Source organism: Pseudomonas sp. 478, assembly GCF_003254125.1.
Taxonomy (GTDB): domain Bacteria; phylum Pseudomonadota; class Gammaproteobacteria; order Pseudomonadales; family Pseudomonadaceae; genus Aquipseudomonas.
Map to the genome: position 1 here is coordinate 1 of NZ_QKZG01000025.1, position 23072 is coordinate 23072.

General features: G+C 60.2%; 10 protein-coding genes, 1 rRNA gene and 1 pseudogene. 8 read left to right on the plus strand and 4 right to left on the minus strand.

Features of this window, described 5'->3' with window-relative positions; all coding sequences use genetic code 11:
* Positions 1-17 precede the first annotated feature (17 nt).
* Together DFS28_RS30185 and DFS28_RS30190 are read left to right on the plus strand one after the other, a co-directional pair.
* Positions 18-10025, plus strand: a complete 10008-nt coding sequence (locus tag DFS28_RS30185; RefSeq protein ID WP_218281374.1) for a tandem-95 repeat protein — start codon at positions 18-20, stop codon at positions 10023-10025.
* Between the two features lie 148 nt (positions 10026-10173).
* Positions 10174-10512, plus strand: a complete 339-nt coding sequence (locus DFS28_RS30190) for a tryptophan synthase subunit beta (RefSeq protein WP_111452690.1) — start codon at positions 10174-10176, stop codon at positions 10510-10512.
* A 154-nt stretch (positions 10513-10666) separates the two neighbouring features.
* On the opposite strand, the gene lapD is transcribed toward DFS28_RS30190, so the two are convergent.
* Both lapD and lapG read right to left on the minus strand, forming a co-directional pair.
* A complete protein-coding gene (lapD, locus tag DFS28_RS30195) occupies positions 10667-12613 on the minus strand; it encodes a cyclic di-GMP receptor LapD (RefSeq protein WP_111452691.1) in 1947 nt (648 codons plus the stop codon).
* Between the two features lie 14 nt (positions 12614-12627).
* Positions 12628-13320 (minus strand): cysteine protease LapG, encoded by a 693-nt coding sequence (gene lapG, locus DFS28_RS30200; protein WP_033056174.1) that lies wholly within the window; start codon positions 13318-13320, stop codon positions 12628-12630.
* A gap of 231 nt (positions 13321-13551) precedes the next feature.
* Between lapG and DFS28_RS30205 the strand changes: the two genes are divergently transcribed.
* From DFS28_RS30205 to DFS28_RS30225, 5 genes are all read left to right on the plus strand, one after another.
* The gene (locus tag DFS28_RS30205) at positions 13552-14262 is read left to right on the plus strand and encodes a GntR family transcriptional regulator (protein ID WP_111452692.1); all 711 of its coding nucleotides are present in this window, start codon (positions 13552-13554) and stop codon (positions 14260-14262) included.
* A 677-nt stretch (positions 14263-14939) separates the two neighbouring features.
* Positions 14940-15716 (plus strand): DUF3050 domain-containing protein, encoded by a 777-nt coding sequence (locus tag DFS28_RS30210; protein WP_111452693.1) that lies wholly within the window; start codon positions 14940-14942, stop codon positions 15714-15716.
* Positions 15713-16642 carry a diiron oxygenase gene (locus tag DFS28_RS30215; protein ID WP_111452694.1) on the plus strand — a complete coding sequence of 310 codons (930 nt, stop codon included), beginning with the start codon at positions 15713-15715 and terminating at the stop codon, positions 16640-16642. The genes DFS28_RS30210 and DFS28_RS30215 overlap by 4 nt, the downstream gene beginning before the upstream one ends.
* A 13-nt stretch (positions 16643-16655) precedes the next feature.
* Positions 16656-20072: a non-ribosomal peptide synthetase gene (locus tag DFS28_RS30220; protein ID WP_111452695.1), complete on the plus strand. Its 3417-nt coding sequence runs from the start codon at positions 16656-16658 to the stop codon at positions 20070-20072.
* A gap of 22 nt (positions 20073-20094) precedes the next feature.
* Complete coding sequence (locus DFS28_RS30225; RefSeq protein ID WP_111452696.1) at positions 20095-20562, plus strand: SRPBCC family protein; 468 nt, start codon at positions 20095-20097, stop codon at positions 20560-20562.
* 144 nt (positions 20563-20706) lie between these two features.
* On the opposite strand, the gene DFS28_RS30230 is transcribed toward DFS28_RS30225, so the two are convergent.
* Positions 20707-22587, minus strand: coding sequence for a methyl-accepting chemotaxis protein (locus DFS28_RS30230; protein ID WP_111452697.1), 1881 nt, complete (start codon positions 22585-22587; stop codon positions 20707-20709).
* Between the two features lie 242 nt (positions 22588-22829).
* On the opposite strand from DFS28_RS30230, the pseudogene DFS28_RS31015 reads away from it, so the two are divergent.
* A pseudogene (locus tag DFS28_RS31015) lies at positions 22830-22907 on the plus strand (RNA polymerase subunit sigma); the annotation flags it as partial.
* A gap of 72 nt (positions 22908-22979) precedes the next feature.
* On the opposite strand, the gene rrf reads toward DFS28_RS31015, so the two are convergent.
* A 5S ribosomal RNA gene (gene rrf, locus DFS28_RS30240) occupies positions 22980-23072 on the minus strand; the annotation flags it as partial.

Below are 23072 nucleotides of genomic sequence, written 5' to 3' on the forward strand. Positions count from 1 at the left end.
TCGACGGCCCGGTCAGCGTGCTCAATTTCACGGTCGGCGAAACCACCTACGCCGCCGGCAGCACCGCCACTATCGCCAACGTCGGCACCCTGGTGATCGGAACGAACGGCGCCTACACCTTTACCCCGGCGGCCAACTACAACGGCACGGTGCCGACGGTCAGCTACACCGTCACCGACGGCTCTGGTTCTGACGTCACCTCGACCCTGAACATCAGCGTCACCCCGGTTGATGACAGCTTCACCGATGCCAGCGAAACCGTGACCACCAGCGAAGACGCTCTGGTGACCGGCAGCGTCCTCACCGGGACGTCGAGCGTCGACGGCCCGGTCAGCGTAGTTAATTTCACGGTCGGCGGTACTCAATACCAGGCCGGTGACACCGCGACTATCGCCAATGTCGGCACCCTGGTGATCGGAACGAACGGGGCGTACACCTTTACCCCGGCGGCCAACTACAACGGCACGGTGCCGACGGTCAGCTACACCGTCACCGACGGCTCCGGTTCTGACGTCACCTCGACCCTCAACATCAGCGTCACCCCGGTCGACGACAGCTTCACCGACATCAGCGAAACCGTGACCACCTCCGAAGACGCTCCGGTCAACGGCAGCGTGCTCACCGGCACCAGCAGCGTCGACGGCCCGGTCAGCGTGCTCAATTTCACGGTCGGCGAAACCACCTACGCCGCCGGCAGCACCGCCACTATCGCCAACGTCGGCACCCTGGTGATCGGAACGAACGGGGCGTACACCTTTACCCCGGCGGCCAACTACAACGGCAGCGTGCCAACGGTCAGCTACACCGTCACTGACGGCTCCGGTTCTGACGTCACCTCGACCCTGAACATCAGCGTCACGCCGGTCGACGACAGCTTCACCGACATCAGCGAAACCGTGACCACCAGCGAAGACGCTCTGGTGACCGGCAGCGTCCTCACCGGGACGTCGAGCGTCGACGGCCCGGTCAGCGTGGTCAATTTCACGGTCGGCGGTACTCAGTACCAGGCCGGTGACACCGCCACTATCGCCAACGTCGGCACCCTGGTGCTTGCGGCCAATGGTGCCTACACCTTCACCCCGGCGGCCAACTACAACGGCACGGTGCCGACGGTCAGCTACACCGTCACCGACGGTTCCGGTTCTGACGTCACCTCGACCCTCAACATCAGCGTCACCCCGGTTGATGACAGCTTCACCGACATCAGCGAAACCGTGACCACCTCCGAAGACGCTCCGGTCAACGGCAGCGTGCTCACCGGCACCAGCAGCGTCGACGGCCCGGTCAGCGTAGTTAATTTCACGGTCGGCGGTACTCAGTACCAGGCCGGTGACACCGCGACCCTCGCCAATGTCGGCACCCTGACCATTGGAACGAACGGGGCGTACACCTTCACTCCGGCGGCCAACTACAACGGCACGGTGCCGACGGTCAGCTACACCGTCACCGACGGTTCCGGCGCTGACGTCACTTCGACCTTGAATATCAGCGTCACCCCGGTCGACGACAGCTTCACCGACATCAGCGAAACCGTGACCACCTCCGAAGACGCCCCAGTGACCGGCAGCGTGCTTACCGATACGTCGAGCGTCGACGGCCCGGTCAGCGTAGTTAATTTCACGGTCGGCGGTACTCAGTACCAGGCCGGTGAAACCGCGACTATCGCCAACATCGGCACCCTGGTGATCGGAACGAACGGGGCGTACACCTTCACTCCGGCGGCCAACTACAACGGCACGGTGCCGACGGTCAGCTACACCGTCACCGACGGCTCTGGTTCTGACGTCACCTCGACCCTCACCATCAGCGTCACCCCGGTTGATGACAGCTTCACCGATGCCAGCGAAACCGTGACCACCAGCGAAGACGCTCCGGTCAACGGCAGCGTGCTCACCGGCACCAGCAGCGTCGACGGCCCGGTCAGCGTGGTCAACTTCACCATCGGCGAAACCACCTACGCCGCCGGCAGCACGGCGACTATCGCCAACGTCGGCACCTTGGTGATCGGAACGAACGGCGCCTACACCTTCACCCCGGCAACCAACTACAACGGCACGGTGCCGACGGTCAGCTACACCGTCACCGACGGTTCCGGCAGCAATGTCACTTCGACCCTGAACATCAGTGTTACCCCGGTCGACGACCAAAGCGTCCTGACTGCGGATACCAACACTGTCGATGAAGACCACGTTGCAACCGGTAACGTGCTCGGCAATGACAGCGATGTCGACAATGCTCTGAGTGTCGCGACATTCACCGTACAAGGCGTCACCGGCTCCTTCACCGCCGGTCAAGTCGCAACGATCGCCGGCATCGGCACAGTGACTATCGCCGCCAACGGCGATTACAGTTTCACCCCAACGGCGAACTGGAATGGCACCGCTCCGCAGATCAGCTACACCACCAACACCAATTCCATCAGCACGCTGGACATCACGGTCAACTCGGTCAACGACGCTCCGACCGTCAGCACTACCTCGGTCACTGGTAATGAAGATCAGTTGATCGCCGTGCAACTTGGCGGCAATGACATCGACGGCACTGTCGAGCACTTCAACCTGACCAGCCTGCCGGCCAACGGTGTGTTTTACGCTGACGCTGCCGGGACCATCGCGTTGACCGCCAGCAGTGTCATCTCCGCAACCGCCAACGGCGCTACGGTTTACTTCAAGCCTACCGGCGACTGGAGTGGCACCACCCAATTCACCTACACCTCGACCGATAACCAGGGCATGCCCTCTGCGTCTTCGGCAACCGGCACCATTGTCGTCGCGCCAATAACCGATACCCCAAGCCTGTCACTGACGGGTGGCGGTACGGTCGTCTCGACCGACTTCCAGGAAGTCGCTCTGAACGGTGCCGTTGGCGACGTCAATGTCAGCCAGCTCGGCAACGGCGTTTGGCACACTGACAACAGCGGTGGCATGGTCGAAATCGGCAAGGCCAGCGTCTATGGTGCCGGGGGCGATAACCAGGTCATTGAACTGGAGCGCAACGCCGGCGATGCGAGCAACCTCTACACCACTATCGATGCCAAGGCCGGCAGCACCTATAACGTGTCGTTCGACTATGCACCGCGTGCAGGTGTGGTGAATTCGCACATCAATGTGTACTGGGGCGGCCAACTCATTGGCACCTTGAACACCACGACCACCGGCATGCAGCACTACAGTTTCGACATTCCGGTCACTGCCGATGGCAACCAGAAACTCGAGTTCCGCGCCGGGGACAGAAATAGCCTGGGCGGCGTGCTGGACAACATCGATGTCACCCAGGTGCTCAACTCGGGCCTTGAAGACCACGCGATCCTGTTGTCGACCATCCAGGCCCACACCAACGACGTCGATGGTTCGGAAACACTCACTCTCACCCTGAACGGCTTGCCGACGGGTTCCAGGCTCACCGACGGCACCCACACCTTCAATGCTGCCGACGGCTCGACGTCGGTGGACATTACTGGTTGGAACCTGTCCACACTCAAGCTGACACCGCCGACGAACTTCAATGGCGACATCCCGCTGACCGTGACGGCCACCGCCAAAGACGGCGATGCCCCAAGCGCCAGCACCTCGCTGCCGTTGGTGGTGCATGTAGGTGCCGTCGATGACGCAAGCGTGCTGCAGGCGGACAAGATCACCGTCGACGAAGACCACAACGCGACCGGCAACGTGCTGGGCAACGACAGCGATGTCGATAACGTCCTGAGCGTCACCAGCTTCAACGTGACCGGGGTCAACGGCAGCTTCACGGCGGGCCAGACCGCGACCATTAGCGGTGTCGGAACGCTGATCATCGCCAGCAACGGCGACTACACCTTCCAGCCGGCTGCCGACTGGAATGGCAACGTTCCACAGGTGACATACACCACCAACACCGGCTCGAGCAGTACCCTGAACATCAGTGTTACGCCGATGAACGACAACTTCACCGACGCCAGCGAAACCGTCACCGTTAACGAAGACTCCGTGGCTACCGGCAGCGTACTGTCGGGCACTTTGAGCGTCGACGGTCCGGTCAGCGTGGTCAACTTCACCGTCGGTGCGACCACTTATGTGGCAGGCGCCACGGCGACTATCGCCAACGTCGGCACCCTAGTCATCGGGGCGAACGGGGCTTACACCTTCACGCCGGCCGCCGACTACAACGGCACGGTGCCGACGGTCAGCTACACCGTCACCGATGGTTCGGGCAGCAACGTCAGCTCGACCCTGAACATCAGCGTCACCCCGGTCAACGACAACTTCATCGACGCCAGCGAAACCGTCACCGTTAACGAAGACACCTTGGCCACCGGCAATGTGTTGGCGGGTACTTCGAGCGTCGACGGCCCGGTCAGCGTGGTCAACTTCACCGTCAGTACGACCACTTATGTGGCAGGCAGCACGGCGACCATTGCCAACGTCGGTACCCTGGTCATCGGGGTGAACGGGGCTTACACCTTCACCCCGGCCGCCGACTACAACGGCACGGTGCCGACGGTCAGCTACACCGTCACCGACGGTTCGGGCAGCAACGTTACCTCGACCCTGAACATCAGCGTCACCCCGGTCAACGACAACTTCACCGACGTCAGCGAAACCGTCACCGTTAACGAAGACACCTTGGCCACCGGCAACGTGTTGGCGGGTACTTCAAGCGTCGATGGCCCGGTCAGCGTGGTCAACTTCACCGTCGGCGCGACCACTTACGTGGCAGGCAGCACGGCGACCATCGCCAACGTCGGCACCCTGGTCATCGGGGCGAACGGGGCGTACACCTTCACCCCGGCCGCCGACTACAACGGCACGGTGCCGACGGTCAGCTACACCGTCACCGATGGTTCCGGCAGCAATGTCAGCTCGACGCTGAATATCAGCGTCACCCCAGTCGACGACAGCTTCACCGATATCAGCGAAACCGTTACGGTTAACGAAGACACCCTGGCCACCGGCAATGTGTTGGCGGGTACTTCGAGCGTCGACGGCGCGGTCAGCGTGGTCAACTTCACCGTCGGTACGACCACTTATGTGGCAGGCAGCACGGCGACCATCGCCAACGTCGGCACCCTGGTGATCGGGGCGAGCGGTGCGTACACCTTCACCCCTGCCGCCGACTACAACGGCACGGTGCCGACGGTCAGCTACACCGTCACCGACGGTTCGGGTAGCAACGTTACTTCGACGCTGAACATCACCGTCACCCCGGTGAACGACAACTTCACCGACGCAAGCGAAACCATTACCGTTAACGAAGACACCTTGGCTACCGGCAACGTGTTGGCGGGTACTTCGAGCGTCGACGGCCCGGTCAGCGTGGTCAACTTCACCATTGGCGGGACTACTTACGCAGCAGGCGCCACGGCGAATATCGCCAACGTCGGCACCCTGGTGATCGGGGCAAGCGGTACGTACACCTTCACTCCGGCGGCCAACTACAACGGCACGGTGCCGACGATCAGCTACACCGTCACCGACGGTTCTGGATCTGACGTCACCTCGACCCTGAACATCAGCGTCACCCCGGTGAACGACAACTTCACCGACGCCAGCGAAACCATCACCGTTAACGAAGACGCCCTGGTGACCGGCAGCGTCCTCACCGGCACCAACAGCGTCGACGGCCCGGTCAGCGTGCTCAATTTCACGGTCGGCGAAACCACCTACGCCGCCGGCAGCACCGCGACCATCGCCAACGTCGGCACCCTAGTGATCGGGGCGAACGGTGCGTACACCTTCACGCCGGTCGCCGACTACAACGGCACGGTGCCGACGGTCAGCTACACCGTCACCGACGGTTCGGGCAGCAACGTTACCTCGAGCCTGAACATCAGCGTCACCCCGGTGAACGACAACTTCACCGACGCAAGCGAAACCATTACCGTTAACGAAGACACCTTGGCTACCGGTAACGTGTTGGCGGGTACTTCGAGCGTCGACGGCCCGGTCAGCGTGGTCAACTTCACCATTGGCGGGACTACTTACGCAGCAGGCGCCACGGCGAATATCGCCAACGTCGGCACCCTGGTGATCGGGGCAAGCGGTACGTACACCTTCACCCCGGCCGCCGACTACAACGGCACGGTGCCGACGATCAGCTACACCGTCACCGACGGTTCTGGATCTGACGTCACCTCGACCCTGAACATCAGCGTCACCCCGGTGAACGACAACTTCACCGACGCCAGCGAAACTATCACCGTTAACGAAGACGCCCTGGTGACCGGCAGCGTCCTCACCGGCACCAACAGCGTCGACGGCCCGGTCAGCGTGCTCAATTTCACGGTTGGCGGTACCCAGTACCAGGCCGGTGAAACCGCGACGCTCGCCAACGTCGGCACACTGGAGCTTGGCGCCAATGGCGTCTACACCTTCACCCCGGCCGCCGACTACAACGGCACGGTGCCGACGGTCAGCTACACCGTCACCGATGGTTCGGGCAGTAATGTCACCTCGACCTTGAACATCAGCGTCACCCCGGTCGACGACAGCTTCACCGACGCCAGCGAAACCGTCACCGTTAACGAAGACGCCCTGGTGACCGGCAGCGTCCTCACCGGCACCAACAGCGTCGACGGCCCGGTCAGCGTGGTCAACTTCACCGTCGGTGCGACCACTTACGCAGCAGGCGCCACGGCGACCATCGCCAACGTCGGCACCCTGGTCATCGGGGCGAACGGGGCTTACACCTTCACGCCGGCCGCCGACTACAACGGCACGGTGCCGACGGTCAGCTACACCGTCACCGATGGTTCGGGCAGCAACGTCAGCTCGACGCTGAACATCAGCGTCACCCCGGTCAACGACAACTTCATCGACGCCAGCGAAACGATCTCCACCCTGGAAGACACCGCCATTACCGGCAGCGTTCTCACCGGCACCAGCAGCGTCGACGGCCCGGTCAGCGTGGTCAACTTCACCGTCGGTGCGACCACTTATGTGGCAGGCGCCACGGCGACTATCGCCAACGTCGGTACCCTGGTCATCGGGGCGAACGGGGCGTACACCTTCACGCCGGCCGCCGACTACAACGGCACGGTGCCGACGGTCAGCTACACCGTCACCGACGGTTCCGGCAGCAACGTCAGCTCGACCCTGAACATCAGCGTCACCCCGGTCAACGACAACTTCATCGATGCCAGTGAAACCGTTACGGTCAACGAAGACACCTTGGCCACCGGCAATGTGTTGGCGGGTACTTCGAGCGTCGACGGCCCGGTCAGCGTGGTCAACTTCACCGTCGGTGCGACCACTTATGTGGCAGGCAGCACCGCGAATATCGCCAACGTCGGCACCCTGGTGATCGGGGCAAACGGGGCTTACACCTTCACACCGGCCGCCGACTACAACGGCAGCGTGCCGACGGTCAGCTACACCGTCACCGACGGTTCGGGCAGCAACGTGACCTCGACGCTGAACATCAGCGTCACCCCGGTCAACGACAACTTCATCGACGCCAGCGAAACGATCTCCACCCTGGAAGACACCGCCATTACCGGCAGCGTCCTCTCCGGCACGAGCAGCGTCGACGGCCCGGTCAGCGTGGTCAACTTCACCATCGGCGGGACTACTTACGCAGCAGGCGCCACGGCGACCATCGCCAACGTCGGCACCCTGGTCATCGGGGCGAGCGGTGCGTACACCTTCACTCCGAGCGCCAACTACAACGGCACAGTGCCGACGGTCAGCTACACCGTCACCGACGGTTCGGGCAGCAACGTCACCTCGACCTTGAACATCAGCGTTACCCCGGTTGATGACCCGAGTGTGCTGACTGCCGACATCAACACAGTTCTCGAGGACAAGATCGCTACCGGTAACGTACTGACTAACGACCGCGATGTGGATAACGTCCTGAGCGTGGCCAGGTTCACGGTGGGTGGCACCGAGTACACGGCAGGCGCCACGGCGACCATCGCCAACATCGGCACCTTGGTGCTTGCGGCAAACGGGGCTTACACCTTCACCCCGGTCAGCAACTGGAGCGGCCAGGTTCCGACGGTGACCTACACCACCAGCACCGGTTCACACACCACCCTGGAAATCAACGTGACCGCGGTCGCAGATGCACCGATCGTGACCGCCACCACGACTCAGGTGGCCGAAAACAGCAGCATTGCGTTGGGCTTGAAGGTGACGTCGCCGGACACTGATGGTTCTGAAACCCAGACCATCACCACCATCGGCGGCATCCCGGCAGGTGCGACCCTGACCGACGGCACGCACACCTTCACAGGCACGACCGGTAACGCTGTTGTCGACCTCAGCGGGTGGGATGTGAGCAAGTTGAGCTACACGCCGGCACCGTACGCCACCGGTACCAACACGCTGACCGTTACGGCAGTCTCGACCGAAAGCCAGGGGGATTCGGCCACCAGTTCGATACAGATTCCGATCACGATCAATCCGGCGGTCTACAACGCCGTCACCGCCACAGCGGCTGATGACACCATCACCGGCACCAGCGGCAACGACATCATGGTCGCCGACATCGGCGGGCTGACCGTGGTGCCGGGCACCAATTACAACATTGCGTTCATGGTCGACAGCTCGGGCAGTATGAGCTCGTCGTCGATCAACTCAGCCAAGGACTCGCTGACCTCGGTGTTCAACACCCTCAAGCAGAGCATGGGCGGCAACTCGGGCACCGTGAACATCTTCCTGGTGGACTTCGATACCCAGGTCAACAAGTCGGTATCGGTCAACCTGAACGATCCGAACGCCCTGACCGCGCTCAAATCGGTACTGGACTCGATGTCGTCCGGCGGTGTGACCAACTACGAAGATGTATTCAAAACCACGGCCAATTGGTTCCAGAGCGCTGACGCCGTGGCCAACACCGGGGCGAAGAACCTCACGTACTTCATCACCGACGGCCAGCCGAACTACTACCAGAGTGGCGAACAGACCAACCCGACGCTGTACGGCAACGTGAAGCTCGATGACGTGGTGAAAACCAGCAATTACAAGCCGGGAGATACCTTCTCCACGACAATCGACAGTACTCACAAACTGACCATCGACAGTGAAGGGAATGCGACGCTGTACACCTTAAACGGCTCCAAGAGCTGGAAAGCCAGTGACGTGGGAACCGTACACGCTCAAGGCGACGGTACTTACGAGTTGTCCTACACGACGGGCAGCGGCAGTGATCAGACGATTGTCGACAATTCCGCCTCCAGCTTCGCGCTGCTGAGCAATGTGTCCAACGTTGAAGCCATTGGTCTGAACAAGGGCGTCACCCTTGCCGACTTGAGCCCGTACGACTCGGACCATACGCCGCAAACCAACATTGATCCGAGTAACTTGGCCAACTCGATCATCGGTCACACCGAAGCGACGCAACCAGGTTCCGACACGGTCAATGGCGGTGACGGCAACGACATCCTGTTCGGCGACCTGGTGAGTTTCAACGGCATTGCCGGTGAGGGTTATCAGGCGATGCAGGCGTTCGTCGCCCAGCAAACCGGCGTGGACGTCAGCAAAGTCACCACCAGCAACGTGCACCAGTTCATCACCGAGCACTACACCGCGTTCGATGTGTCCGGGGCGCATGACGGTAATGATTCACTGCTGGGCGGTACCGGCAATGACATACTCTTCGGCCAGGGTGGCAACGACCTCCTAGACGCCGGCAAGGGTAATGACATCCTGCTCGGTGGCAGCGGTAACGATTCGCTGATGGGCGGTCAGGGCAACGATCTTCTGATCGGCGGCTCAGGTGCCGACACCTTCGTCTGGAAGGCCGGTGACACTGGCAGCGATGTGATCAAGGACTTCAAGGCCAGCGAGGGTGATCGCATCGACTTGCGCGATCTGCTGCAGGGGGAAACCGGCAGCACCATCGACAACTTCCTGAAGATCACTACCGTGGACGGCGTTTCGTCCCTGCAAGTCAGCTCTGGCGGCAAGTTCAACGGCGCCGACGCTGCAGCGGCGCAACCCGATGTGACGATCAAACTGGACGGCAACAACTGGTCCAGCGCCAGCATCAACTCGTTGATTGCCGGCAGTGACCCGACCATCAAAATCGATCACAACAACAGCTGATCCAACGAAAAACGGCCACCCTTATGGGGTGGCCGTCACGTTTGCGCCCAACACCCCGGTGACGATTTCGTCGCCGCACCGCATACTCGCGTCCAGTTGGCCTATGCTGCTGAAAGCATGATGCGGGTCCATTTCCGAGGGATGTTCAATGTTCTACGTGCAACGCGATGCGCAAGGTCAGTTAGTGCGCGTGGAAGCCACGGCCTACGCCGAGGCCACGGAAACGCTGCCGGCCGATCACCATGAAATCCAGGACTGGTATGCCCACGAAGTGGTGGAAACCAGCCTCAAACAGCTCAAACAGAGCGACCTGGAAATGATCCGGGTACTCGACGACTTGATCCAGGTGCTGACCAGCAAAGGCGTGATCCGCGTCACCGACCTGCCGCCGGCCGCACAAGCCAAGCTGATGGACCGGACCCAGGCCCGTGAGGCGTTGGGCGGGTTGAGTCAATTGATCGATGATGATGAGACGGGGTTGATCTAAGGCCCCATTGTTGTTGTCTGTTCGGACGCCTTCGCGAGCAAGCCCGCTCCCACAGGGGATTCGGTTGTACGCACCATTGCGGTACAACGCATAACCAATGTGGGAGCGGGCTTGCTCGCGAAGGCGGACTGATTGACGATTCAGCTATAAAGCCTTACTGCCAAGGCTTCGGCTCACCAAACAATTGCCCCTGAACCCCATACAACCCCATCTCACGAATCACCATCAACTCCCCTTCCGTCTCGACCCGCTCGGCAATCAACGGCAAATCGATGCTGTGCGCGGCCCGTTGAATCGCCTCGATGAACAGGCGCTTGTCGCTCTCCTGATCAATCGCCCGGATGTAACTGCCGTCGATCTTCAAATACGCCAACCCAAGCCGCGCCAGGTTGCCGATCATGCTGAAGCGCCCGCCAAAGCGTTGCAGGCTCAGGGAGAACCCGAGTTCGTGCAGACGTCGCGTCAGCTCTTCCAGCACGGCTTGCTCCGGCAACTGTTCCTCACCGATTTCCAGGGTCAATCGCTCCCCGAGATCCGAATGCTGACGCAGGATCTCAAAGACTTTATTCAACGCCTGCGGATCGGCCAACGTCGCCGAAGACAGGTTCAGCGCCAGCGATTCTACATGGCCGGCCATCTGCTCAAGCACCAGCTCCAGCATCAGCCGATCAAGCCGCGCGGTCCAGCCAAAGCGCTCGAGCCACGGCAGGAAGCGCCCGGCGGGAATGGTCTGGCCCTCGTCGTCGATCAAACGCGACAGCACCTTGTAATGCAGCACCAACTGCGTGTCCTGGGCGGCCACCACCGGCTGGAAATACAGCTCGAAACGCCGCTGATTCAACGCCTGATCCAGCAATTTATGCCAGGCATGATGATCATCGCCGACGCTGGCCGAGGCGCTGTGATCCAGGCAAACCCAGCTCGAATCGCCCTGGCCTTCCGCCTGAGCCAACGCCTGATCGCCCAACCCGAGCACCGCTTGCGGGGAGTCGCCATACACAAACGGCGCCAGCCCGATCGAGGCCACCGAGGCCACATCGGTGGCGCCCGTCGCGTGCAGGCTCGCCAAGGCACTGTCGAGGTTTTGCGCCAGTTGCAGCGCTTCTTCGCGCACGAGCCCCGGCGCCAACACGGCAAACTCACCGCCGCGAATCCGCGTCACAAGATTCAGGGTTTCCGGGTATTTGGCGCACTCTCGGGACAACTGCTCGCCAACCGCTTTCAACAACTGGTCAGTGCGTTGACCGCCCAACCGCTGGTTCAATCCAGCCAGGTCACTGACCCGCAATAGCAGCAAATAACCGGAACTCGCCTGCTCCGGATTGCTCACTCGGGCATTCAATTGCATCTCGAAATAACGACGGTTGGCCAGCCCTGTCAGGTTGTCCTGATAGGACTCGGCCCGCAGTTTTTCACTGCGCTCGGCCTGTTCCTGGAACAGCGCCTTAAGTTTCTCGACCATCTGGTTCATGGCCTGCACGACACGCCGCAGTTCCGGCGTGCGCGGCAGTTGCGGCAGGCTGAGGAATTCGCGGCGAGCGATGGCGTGAGATTGCTTGACCATGTAATCCAGCGGCTTCAGTTGCCGGCGCAACAACAGCGCGCCCAGCACCGCGCTCACCGCACCGCAGATCAGCAACCAGCCAAGACTGCCCAGCGCGCTCTGCCAGAGCTTGGCCAACGCGAACATCGGGTGGCTGACCACCTCGACCCGCGCCGCCTGCTCCCAGCCACGGCTGACGAGGGCATCACCACCGGCTGCTTCCAGCCCGATCATTTTGACGAACCAGTCCGGCACGTTGTTCACCGCTGGAATGCCGCTGCGCTCGACGAGCGTCTGATCGGTCTTGAGATCGACCACGCGGATGCTCGCGTAATAACCGCTGTCGAAGATCGAACTGACCAGCAACTCGACCATCGCCGGGTCGTCGATGTTCGGTGTCAGGGACAGCGCCAATGCCGTCGCGGCATCCTGGGCGTGGGAGCGCAGCTGGTTGACGTATTGGGTGCGCGAGCTTTCCAGGCTGACCACGAAGCTACCGGTGAAGGCGATCACCAGGAATAGACAGATAGCGATCAACAGCTGTTTGAACAAAGACATCTGAGCGCGTGCTCCTAGTTAGTCGTCTCGACCGGGAAACCTTCGGCCTGCATTTTCTTCAACACATCCTGCCAACGAGACAGGCGCTTGGTGTCACCGACCTTCTTGTTGCCCTTGGCGCCCGGCAACCACAACCCTTCGGCATTAAAAGAGTAGACCGGCAGCAAATCGGTTCGCTGGCTGGCCGGTTTGATCGCATCGATCAGGCTGTCGAGTACCAGCGGCATGGCCTCGGGGCTTGAGTAGTAGGTCAACACCATGTGCGCCCGATTCAGGCGCAAGGCCTTGACGTAAGTAATACGCAGCTTGTCACTGGCGACGCCGAGATGACGCAGGCTGAAATACTTGGCGATCGCGTAGTCTTCGCAATCGCCGGCGCCCTTCCAAAGAGCCTCGATGGGTGTTTCCCAATAATCGACCTCGTGCCACAGGTCGATGTCTTCCTCGTAACGCATCTGTTTGTTGAAGAATTGATTGACCACTTTAAGCTGTTCGAGCTCGCCAACTTGCTTTTGCGTGACCAATAAGTGCTGCCAGGCATCAATGCGTGGCTGTCCTTCGCCCAATGGCCCGTACAATGCCTGCGCGCGACGGCTGATCAGCGAAAAATCCCAATCGGCATGCAGCCCGCCCAGCATAACGCCGGCCAGCAGCAACGCGCAGCACAGCCAGCGCAAAGTCCGAGGGATCGCGAAACGTACCGCCAATGCGAGGCATCCAGATCAGGCAAGTGGAAATGGGTCGATGGTGCAGGTTAGCCCGGTAAAAGACAATGGCACGGTGAGATCACTGCTGGCGCGCTAAACTTTGTATGGCAGGTGCAATAAAAAACATCGGGGCCACGTCAGGGCGATATTTTGTCCGTTTGACAACCTGTCAGGCAGTCACTAGTGTCCCCTTGGATCCAAATTTATTTCACTCAAACAGGGTGCGTAGTTGTGACACAGAAGCCCAATCCTCTGAACAGCATCAAGGTCAACGGGCCGATTCCCGCTCACTTGGCACGCTCGGTGATCGAAGAAACGCTGCGTTCGGCCATTCTCGACGGTCGCATTCCCTGCGGCACCGCCCTGCGTCAGCAAGATTTGGCCGATCTTTTCGGTGTCAGCCGCATGCCGGTGCGCGAAGCCTTGCGCCAGCTCGAAGCCCAGGCGCTGCTCAACGTCATCGCCCATAAAGGTGCAGTGGTCGCACCGCTGGTTCAGGGCGATGCCGTGGAAACCTATGCGCTGCGGATCCTGCTGGAATCCGAAGCGTTGCGCCTGTCGATCCCGTTACTCGTTGATGAGGATCTCGAACAGGCTGCCCGCTACATCGACGAACTGGAAACGCAAAACGACTACACCGAAATCGGCCGACTCAATCGGCTCTTCCACATGGCGCTGTATTGCAAGGCGCCTAACCAACGGCTATTGAGACTGGTGGAAGACGGATTGAACGAAGAGGAGCGCTTCCTGCGCTTCAACCTGGAAGCCATGGGCCTGGGCAAACTGTCCCAGGAAGACCACCGGGCGCTCTTGCTGGCCGTCGAAAACCGAGACGTCGAGCGCGCGGTGAAGTTGCTCGAACATCACCTCAACCGGGGTGTCGAAGTCATCACACGCTACCTCAACAGCCCCGAAGCGCTGAACAAGAAAACCTCCAAGTAACCCACGTCGGTAAACCTGAGCGAGCAGATTGAACTGCTCGTTCTCGCTTGCCGCGCTGCGCGACGCCCCTCTCCAAAGCTCTGCCCTCGATTTACCCCTCTCAAGACCAACAATGACTCAGAGTCGATGACGCGCCGGTGATGGCGGCTGTCGTGATTTACGCTCACTCTTGGCCTGCCAACGAACAATGAACGGGCGACGCACCGCACGAGCGGAGCAGTCCCCGCACCAAGAACCTACGGAAGGAGTCTTGCCACGGGAAAGGAAGAACCGACGTTGATCCCAGTCAACTTCCGCCCCCCTATTTCACTTCAATGACTCAGTTAGAAAGTTACTTCGAGTGAGGCATTCACTCTTCATTTTAATTCTGACTTATATAAGCCGGAAGGAGTAACTACATCCAAATAAAACTAAAATTAAAAGTTTTATTGGAACTTGTCGCGCGCGATAAAGCTGAACTTTCAAATAATATAAAAATAACTTGCCCGACACTTTATTCATGTATTAGTTTTTCTCCGCCGCCTTGAATACAGGCGTCAGGCCGTCACTTAACGACGCATAGCAACTTACCCATATCAATTCGCTTGAGGCCTCTGCTCGCCAGCAGAAAGCTTTAACTAACGATCGCTTATTCATTAAACCGCAACGGTATATCCAACTCACTTAGAGGCTCGCCCATGAAACCGACTAAAGACCGTCTCCACCAGAAGAAAGCAGAACTTAGTGCACATCCGATCTTCTCCGAAATTCATTCGCTGTCGGTGCTTCAACGTTTCATGGAAACCCATGTCTTTGCGGTGTGGGATTTCATGTCGCTGACCAAACGTCTGCAACAGGAGCTCACCTGCGTGCAGCTTCCCTGGTTACCGCCAAGAGACCCGCAAGCGGCGCGGCTGATCAATGAAATTGTGCTGGGTGAAGAGTCCGATGATCGCCCAGCCCAGGGTCACTACAGCCATTTCGAGTTGTACCTGGATGCCATGCGCGAAGTCGGCGCCAGCACGGCGGTGGTCGAACGCTTCGTCGCGCTGCAAAAAGAAGGCGTGAGTTACGACGTGGCGCTGCAAAGCGTGGACGTCGACCCGGCGGCAGCGCAGTTCGTGCGCAACACGTTGCACACCGCCCTGCATGCGCCGGGGCACAGCGTTGCGGCGGCATTCCTGCATGGTCGCGAGAGCGTCATCCCGCAGATGTTCCAGCGAATTCTTGATGACTGGGGCATCGGCATCGAACAGGCGCCGACCTTTCGTTACTACCTCGAACGGCACATCGAAGTCGATTCCGAAGACCACGGCCCCGCCGCTGAAAAACTCCTCGCCCGGCTGGTCGATGGCGATCCGCAACGCGAAGAAGACGTCTACGCCAGCGCCATCGCTGCAGTGGAAAGCCGCATCGCCTTGTGGGACGGCCTGCGCCTGAGCATGAGCGAACCGGTTGCCGAGGTGAACGCATGAACGCCGCCGACTACCAATCCTTCGCCGACGCCTGGGAAAGCCGCGCGACCATCCGTACCCGTCCCCGGCGAGTGCTGGAGAACGACGACAAACTGATCTACCCGCTGAGCCGCCAACCGTTGGTGCTGAGCGAAACCTTCCTGCGTGAATGCCCGGAGCAGCGCGACTTTGCGCTGGTGCAGACGCTCTACAAATTCATCAACGACGTGGTGATTTTCGAAACCGAAATCGTCGACAAGACGGCCCGCAGCATCGCCAAGAACCGCTTCGCCGTGGCCTTCCCGTTCGCCTGTCGCTATGACGCCATGACCGTGGTGGTGGACGAGGATTACCACGCGCTGGTGGCCATGGATTTCATGCAACAGACCGTCGCCATGACCGGCATCACGCCCATCGAACTGCCGGACGAAATCGAACTCAGCCGAGCCATTCCAGCGGCCGTGGCGCTCGCGCCGGAACACTTGCGCAGCGCCGTGGAATTGATTTGCGTGGCCATCGCCGAGAACACTGTGACCGGCGATGTCGCGGCGTTCGCCAAGGACGACACGGTCAAGCAGTCGATCAAGGGCCTGATGGCCGACCACTTGCTCGACGAAGGTCGCCACTCCGGGTTCTGGGCGCGGCTGGTGCGCATCTACTGGCACACCGCGAGCGAGGAAGACCGCCAATCCATCGCGCACATCCTGCCGGTGTTCATCGGCCATTACCTGACCAATGACATCCAGAAGTCGTTCGACTTTCGCCTGATCGAGTCCTTGCAGATCAGCGACGCCGCACGCCACGCCCTCAAGAGCGAAGTGTCGGGGCTGGCCTTCCCGATCAATCGCCATCACCCGCTGGTCGCCAACATCGTGCGGTTTTTCCGCAGCAGTTCGCTGCTCGATTCGCCGTGCGTGCAAGACGCCCTCAGCGATTACCTGGTTTAACGAGGAGCCCATCATGAGACGTCTCGACATTCTGCTCATTGGACAAAGCCAGGCCCTGACCGACCTGGCGCTGGAACTTGAACAACACGGTCATTCTCTGGTGCGGCTGACGACCGTCGACGAGCAGCCGCTGGGTAACGTTGATTTGCTGATCGACGACGCCAGCCTGCCTGTTCAAGACATCGGCAATACACCGCGACTGACGCTGCAACTGGGTATCGGTGTACCTGGAGTTTCTGGCCTGCCGCCGCTGGACTTGCTGTGTACCTACGGTTCCACGCTGTTCACTCGCGTGCCGATCACCGACGAACCTTCGGGCAACGGCCAGGCATTGCGCCTGCGGGCAGTGGCAGAACTGGTCGATCACGTGGCGCTGTTGGTCAGCCGGTTCTCTCGCGATGCCGACTACTTCCTGCTGGCCGATCCTGCGGCTCCCGCTCGCTTCGAGCACGTGGAAAACCTGCTCTATCTGGAGAGCCTGGCATTTTTCCATCGGCTCAACCTCACGGCGGCGCCCGCGCTGCTGAAGCGCAGTCAAATCCCGATGATCGAGCGACTTGAGCAGCGCTTCATCCAGTGTGCCGAACGACCCGCGCTGAACATTGCCGGCGCGTCCCTGAGCTATCGACATTTGCACGCCCACAGCCGCGCCATCCAGCAGCGTTTGCAGCCGTTGCTCGCCGAGCATCAGGGGCCGTTGGTGATCGGGATCTGCCTGCCAAAATGCAGCGCGTTGTATGCGGGGATTCTGGCGATTCTTGGCAGTGGCGCGGTGTACCTGCCGCTGGAGCCGAGCCATCCGCTGCAACGTCAGCAGTACATTCTGGAAAACGCCGGGGCAGTATTGCTGCTGCATGACGGTGAACATCCGCTCGCGGCGCAAATGCCGGGACTCGACATCAGCAGCATCGACATTGGCGATGTGGATCTCGATCAACCCTTGATGCGCCAACGACCCGATCCAGAGGCGCCGTGCATGGCGCTCTATACCTCGGGCACCACCGGCCATCCCAAAGGCGTGTTGCTCAGCCAGGCCAACCTCGCGCACTTCACCGCGTGGTACGCCGACTATGTGCAACTGAGCGAGCACAGTCGGGTGCTGCAATTTTCGTCGTTGAGTTTCGACTCGTCGCTGATCGATATTTTCCCGACCCTGCTCCAGGGCGCCGAACTGATCGTGCCCGGCGACGATCAGCGCCGCGATCCGTTGCAACTGGTCGAACTGATCCGCCATCAACAACTGAGCCATGCCTTTTTGCCGCCAGCGTTGTTGAGCATCCTGCCGCTGGATCAACTGCAATGCCTCGATCACGTGATGACCGGCGGCGATGTCTGCGAACCCTACGTCATCGAGCAACTCACCCGTCAGGGCAACCTCTACAACCTCTATGGCCCTACCGAAGCGACGGTATTGATTACCGCGCGGCAACTGCGCACCGGCGACAGTAACCGCACTCTAGGCGCACCTATCGCCAACAGTCAGGTGCTGATTCTCGATGAGGATTTTCAACCGGTGGCCGAGCAAACCGTCGGTGAGTTGTACATCGTCGGGCCGGGCGTATGCCTGGGCTACCTGAACAACCCGCAGCAGACCGCCGAACGTTATCTGAACCTGAACCTGCCCAATGGCCAGAGCCTGCGCGCCTACCGCACCGGCGACATGGCGAAGTGGACCCGCGATGGCATCGAGCTGTGCGGACGGCGCGACAATCAGGTGAAGATTCGCGGCTTTCGCGTCGAGCCGGAAGAGATCGAACGCTGCTTGCGCGACAGTCAGTTGTACCGCCAGGTGGCCGTGGTCATCGACAGTCATCGACGGATTCTGGCCTTCCTCGCGCAGCCTCAGGAGGATCAACCCGGCACCGCTCGCGAAGCGCTGAAGGCTCATGCGATGCAATTTCTACCGGATTACATGCAGCCCACCGCCTGGACCGAACTGCCGAGCATGCCGTTCGCCAGCAACGGCAAGGTCGACCGCAAGGCGCTGCTGGCAATGCCCGTGAATGTGGCCGAAAACACGCTGCGGCGCTTGCCCGTCAGTGCCGACGAGGCACTGCTGCTGGAGATCTGGGCCGAGCTGCTGGAGCTGCCCGCCAGCGATATTTCCACTGACGAAAGTTTCTTCAATCTGGGCGGCCACTCGATCTTGCTGTCGCGCATGCTTTTACGTTTGCGTGAAGAATTTGGTCGCAGCATCTCGATCAACCGCTTCATCGAATTGCCGACCATCGCCAAGTTGGCGACCTTGGTGCGCGGCTCCGGCACCGAAGAGGTGTTGAGCGAAAAGGCCTTGGCCGATGCCTTCCGCGAACTGGATATCCAGCCGTTGCCAGTCAACCGCATGGGCGATGTGCACAAGGTGATCGTTACCGGCGCCAACAGCTTTGTCGGCGTGCACATCGTTGAAGCATTGCTCGCCTGGGGCGCCAGCGAAGTCGCCTGCCTGGTGCGCGATGGCGGTGGGCAATCGGCGGCCGAGCGGTTTGCCCATGCGTTGCGAGAAAACCGTCTGGAGCATCTGGACCTGAGCCGGGTGCGGGTCTATGCGGCGGACATTACCCGTCCGTCATTGGGGCTCGAAGCGGATGTTTACGAGCGACTGGATCGGCAGTTCGGCGCATTGGTGCACAACGCCGCCAACGTCAATCACGTACTCGATTACGAGTCGCTGGCGCGAGACAACGTCGAGCCGATTTTCGAGTGCCTTCGGTTGTGCGAAGGGCGCAGCAAAAAGATCTTCAATTTCGTCTCGACGCTCTCGGCCTCCAGCACGATTTCCGACGATGGCCGGGTGCTGGAATTGCCCGCCGCGCAGACCCCACCGATCTACATCAAGAACGGCTACAACCTGTCCAAATGGGTCGGTGAGCGGATCCTCGAACGGGCTCGCGAACGTGGCGTACGGGTCAATCTTTATCGCCCCGGCAACATCAGTTTCAACAGCCTCACCGGTGTCTGCCAGCCTCACAAGAATCGCTTAATGCTGATGCTCAAAGGCTCGATCCAGCTCGGCCAGGTGCCGGAGTTCGCGCTGAATTTCGACCTGATGCCGGTGGACTTCCTCGCCCGGTTCATCGCCTTCCATGCCAGCCGTTATTCAGCCGAAAAAGCGGTGTTCAACCTGCACAACCCCGAACCTCTGAGCTGGGACAACTACGTCGCGTCATTCCGTGAGGCGGGTCGGGAGTTTTCCATGGTCAGCGTCGCCGACTGGCAGCAGCAACTGGGTCGGGTCGACAGCGACAACGCGTTGTTCGGCGTGCTCGGTTTCTACCTCAACGGCTTCGAGGAAGACATCGGCGACATCTCAATGATCGGCCACGCCAACGCCCAAGCGGGCGTGCGGCAGATGGGCGCGCATTACCCGGAAAAATCCCCGGCGCTACTGCGTCGCGGCTGCGACTACCTCAAAGAAATCAACTTCATCTGATTCACTCAACCGGAGCAAAACCATGAAAACCCTACAACCCGATACCCTGATCAAAAATCCTCAAGGCTGCCACGTAGTGTCCTCGGTGGAAGTGCCAGCCGATGCCAAGAAGGTCTGGGCAGTGGTCGGTAACTTTGCCGGCTTCGATCAATTCATTCCGGCGCTGTCGCACATTGAGATGACCGGCGAAGGCGTGTCGTCCCTGCGCAAGAAATTCTTCAAGGACGGCAACCTGGTGGTCGAGCAACTCAACTCCCGGGATGACCAGGCGCTGAACATGACCTGGACCACGATTTACAACACATTGGGCGTGGCCAATTTGTGGGCGGCGATGAGTGTTGAACCGCTGGGCACGGGAAAATCCCGAGCGACCTGGACCATCATCGCCGAACCCGCACAGGGCGGCGCGGAGGCATTGGCGGGGTTCACGGATTTCGTGCAGGGCTTTGCCGATGACTCGATGAACAATGTGTTGAAGCTGTTTGCGTAAGGCTTTGGTTTGGCGGTGATCATCCACCGCTTTCGCGAGCAAGCCCGCTCCCACAAGTTGACCGGATTTCTACTGAAGAAACGCGGTTGAATGTGGGAGCGGGCTTGCTCGCGAAGAACGATAACGCGGTCCAACCGACATGAATCAGATTTTGAAGCTGTCGACCAACTGCTTCAACCGGTTCGCCTGCAGGGACAACGCATCGCAATCCTTCAACGTTTCATTGAGGTTGGCCACGCTCTGCTGGTTCAGCAAGTTGATCTGGTTAACGTCGACGTTGAGGGTTTCCACGACCGCCGTCTGCTCTTCGGTCGCCGCGGCCACGGACTGGTTCATGCCGTCGATTTCGCCAATGCGCTGGGTCACGCTGACCAGACGCAGACCGGCCTGATTCGCCACTTCGACGCTCTGCTCGCTGGAGACCTGACTGGCGTTCATGGTGGTCACCGCTTCGCGAGAACCGATCTGCAGCGAGGTGATCATCTTGTGGATCTCCTCCGCCGATTCCTGAGTACGGTGAGCGAGGTTACGCACCTCGTCCGCCACCACCGCAAAACCACGACCGGCTTCACCAGCGCGGGCCGCTTCGATAGCGGCGTTGAGCGCGAGCAAGTTGGTCTGCTGGGAGATACCTTTGATCACATCCAGAATGTGCCCGATGTTGTCGGTGCTGGCGTTCAGTGTTTCGATCTGCGTGCAGGACAGGCTGATTTTCTGCGACAACTCGGTCATCGCCAGAATGGTTTTCTCCACCACCTGACGACCGTCATCGGCTTGCTCGCTCGCGCCGCTGGCGTGCTGGGAAGCATCGGCGGCGTTGCGGGCGATTTCCTGGGTGGCGGCGCCCAACTGGTTGATCGCCGCAGCCACACTGTTGGTGCGGGCGCTTTGCTCGTCGGAGCCGACGATCGAGGCGTTGGACGAAGCCATCACCCGTTGCGACAGGTCGTGAACCTGGCGGGTGGCCGACGACACTTCGGAAATCGACGCGTGAATTCGCTCCACGAACTGATTGAACGCACTGCCCAGCTCACCGAATTCATCTTTGCTTTCCACGGCCAGACGTCGGGTCAGGTCGCCCTCACCTTGAGCGATGTCCTGCATCGCACGGCCCATGGTGGTCAGCGGACGCATCAGCACGTTGATCAGCAGGCTCAGCAGCACTGCAATGGCCGTCACGGCGATGAACATTGCAATCAGCGCAGAAGTGCGGAACTGGCTGAGTGGGGCGTAGGCCTTGTCCTTGTCAATCGACAGACCGATGTACCACTCAGCATTCGGCAAACCACTGACCGGCGTGAACGAAAGGATACGGTCCTGCTTGTTCAGGGTGACTTCCTGATTGCCCTTCTCGATGCGCACCCCGGCGTTCGGGTAGATGTCCTTCAGGTTTTTCATCACCTGGTCCTTGTCCGGGCTGACGATCACCTGACCGTCGGCGCTGACCAGGAATGCGTGGCCGATGCCACCGAAGTCCACCGAGTTGATGATCTTCACCAGCGTTTCCAGGCTCAGGTCACCACCGACCACGCCAAGCAACTCACCGTTCTTTTTCACCGGCAGGGCGATGGTCACCACCAGGCCACCGACGGCGGCCATGTAAGGCGGGGTCAGCATGATCTTGTCGGCAGCTACGGCCTGTTTGTACCAGGGACGCTGACGCGGATCGTAACCGTCAGGCATCTTCGCGTCCGGGCGCTGAGTGAACACGCCGTTGGTCTGGCCCACGTAGGTGAACTGGAAGTTCGAGGTCAGGGCCGGTTGATTGACCAGCCCCGGGAGGTCGGCATTGGCGCCTTGATGGGCGACGTTTTGCGCGAGGTTTTCCAGCACCAGCACGCGGCCGCTCATCCAGTTCTGCACGCTGCTGGCGGTCAGATCGCCGGCCTGCTCGACGCTCGATTCAAGGTTTTGACGGATGGTGTTTCGCTGCAGATAGTCGTTGTACAAAGTGAACAACGCAAACGCCAGCACCACGACGCCGGAGGCGGCCAGAAGGATTTTATGGCTGAATTTGAGATTCATTTCATGGGACTTCTTATGCAAAAAGTGGGGATGCGTTCCGGGTTGCAACATTCCATGTAACAACGCAGGCAGGGCTCTGGGGCCGCTCTACTTTGGTGCACGCATGTCTCATCAGGCTGTCGGCACAAACCGGAGAAAACTTAGGCGTTTGTAGGAAATGGTCGGCATTTCTGCCAGATACCCGCCGAACGGTGTGCCAGAGCGCCGGCTCAGTCTTTTTGTGATGGCAGTTGTTCGCGTTCATGTCCTCACCCGAGTTTGCTGTACAGGCGCTTTACAGAAGCCATCTCGGTTGGCTCAACACTTGGCTGCGCGTACGTTTCTGAACATTTAGCGAGCCCAGAACGACAAAACCCCTGTCTGCGTTAGCAGACAGGGGTTTTGGAATTCAATCTTGACGATGACCTACTCTCACATGGGGAAACCCCACACTACCATCGGCGATGCATCGTTTCACTGCTGAGTTCGGGATGGGATCAGGTGGT

Bases quoted from the DNA above. Each gene is read 5' to 3' on its own strand.
- DFS28_RS30190 (WP_111452690.1), top strand. From the start codon at position 10,174: ATGTTCTACGTGCAACGCGATGCGCAAGGTCAGTTAGTGCGCGTGGAA.
- lapD (WP_111452691.1), bottom strand. From the start codon at position 12,613: ATGTCTTTGTTCAAACAGCTGTTGATCGCTATCTGTCTATTCCTGGTG.
- DFS28_RS30210 (WP_111452693.1), top strand. From the start codon at position 14,940: ATGAAACCGACTAAAGACCGTCTCCACCAGAAGAAAGCAGAACTTAGT.
- DFS28_RS30215 (WP_111452694.1), top strand. From the start codon at position 15,713: ATGAACGCCGCCGACTACCAATCCTTCGCCGACGCCTGGGAAAGCCGC.
- DFS28_RS30220 (WP_111452695.1), top strand. From the start codon at position 16,656: ATGAGACGTCTCGACATTCTGCTCATTGGACAAAGCCAGGCCCTGACC.
- DFS28_RS30225 (WP_111452696.1), top strand. From the start codon at position 20,095: ATGAAAACCCTACAACCCGATACCCTGATCAAAAATCCTCAAGGCTGC.
- DFS28_RS30230 (WP_111452697.1), bottom strand. From the start codon at position 22,587: ATGAATCTCAAATTCAGCCATAAAATCCTTCTGGCCGCCTCCGGCGTC.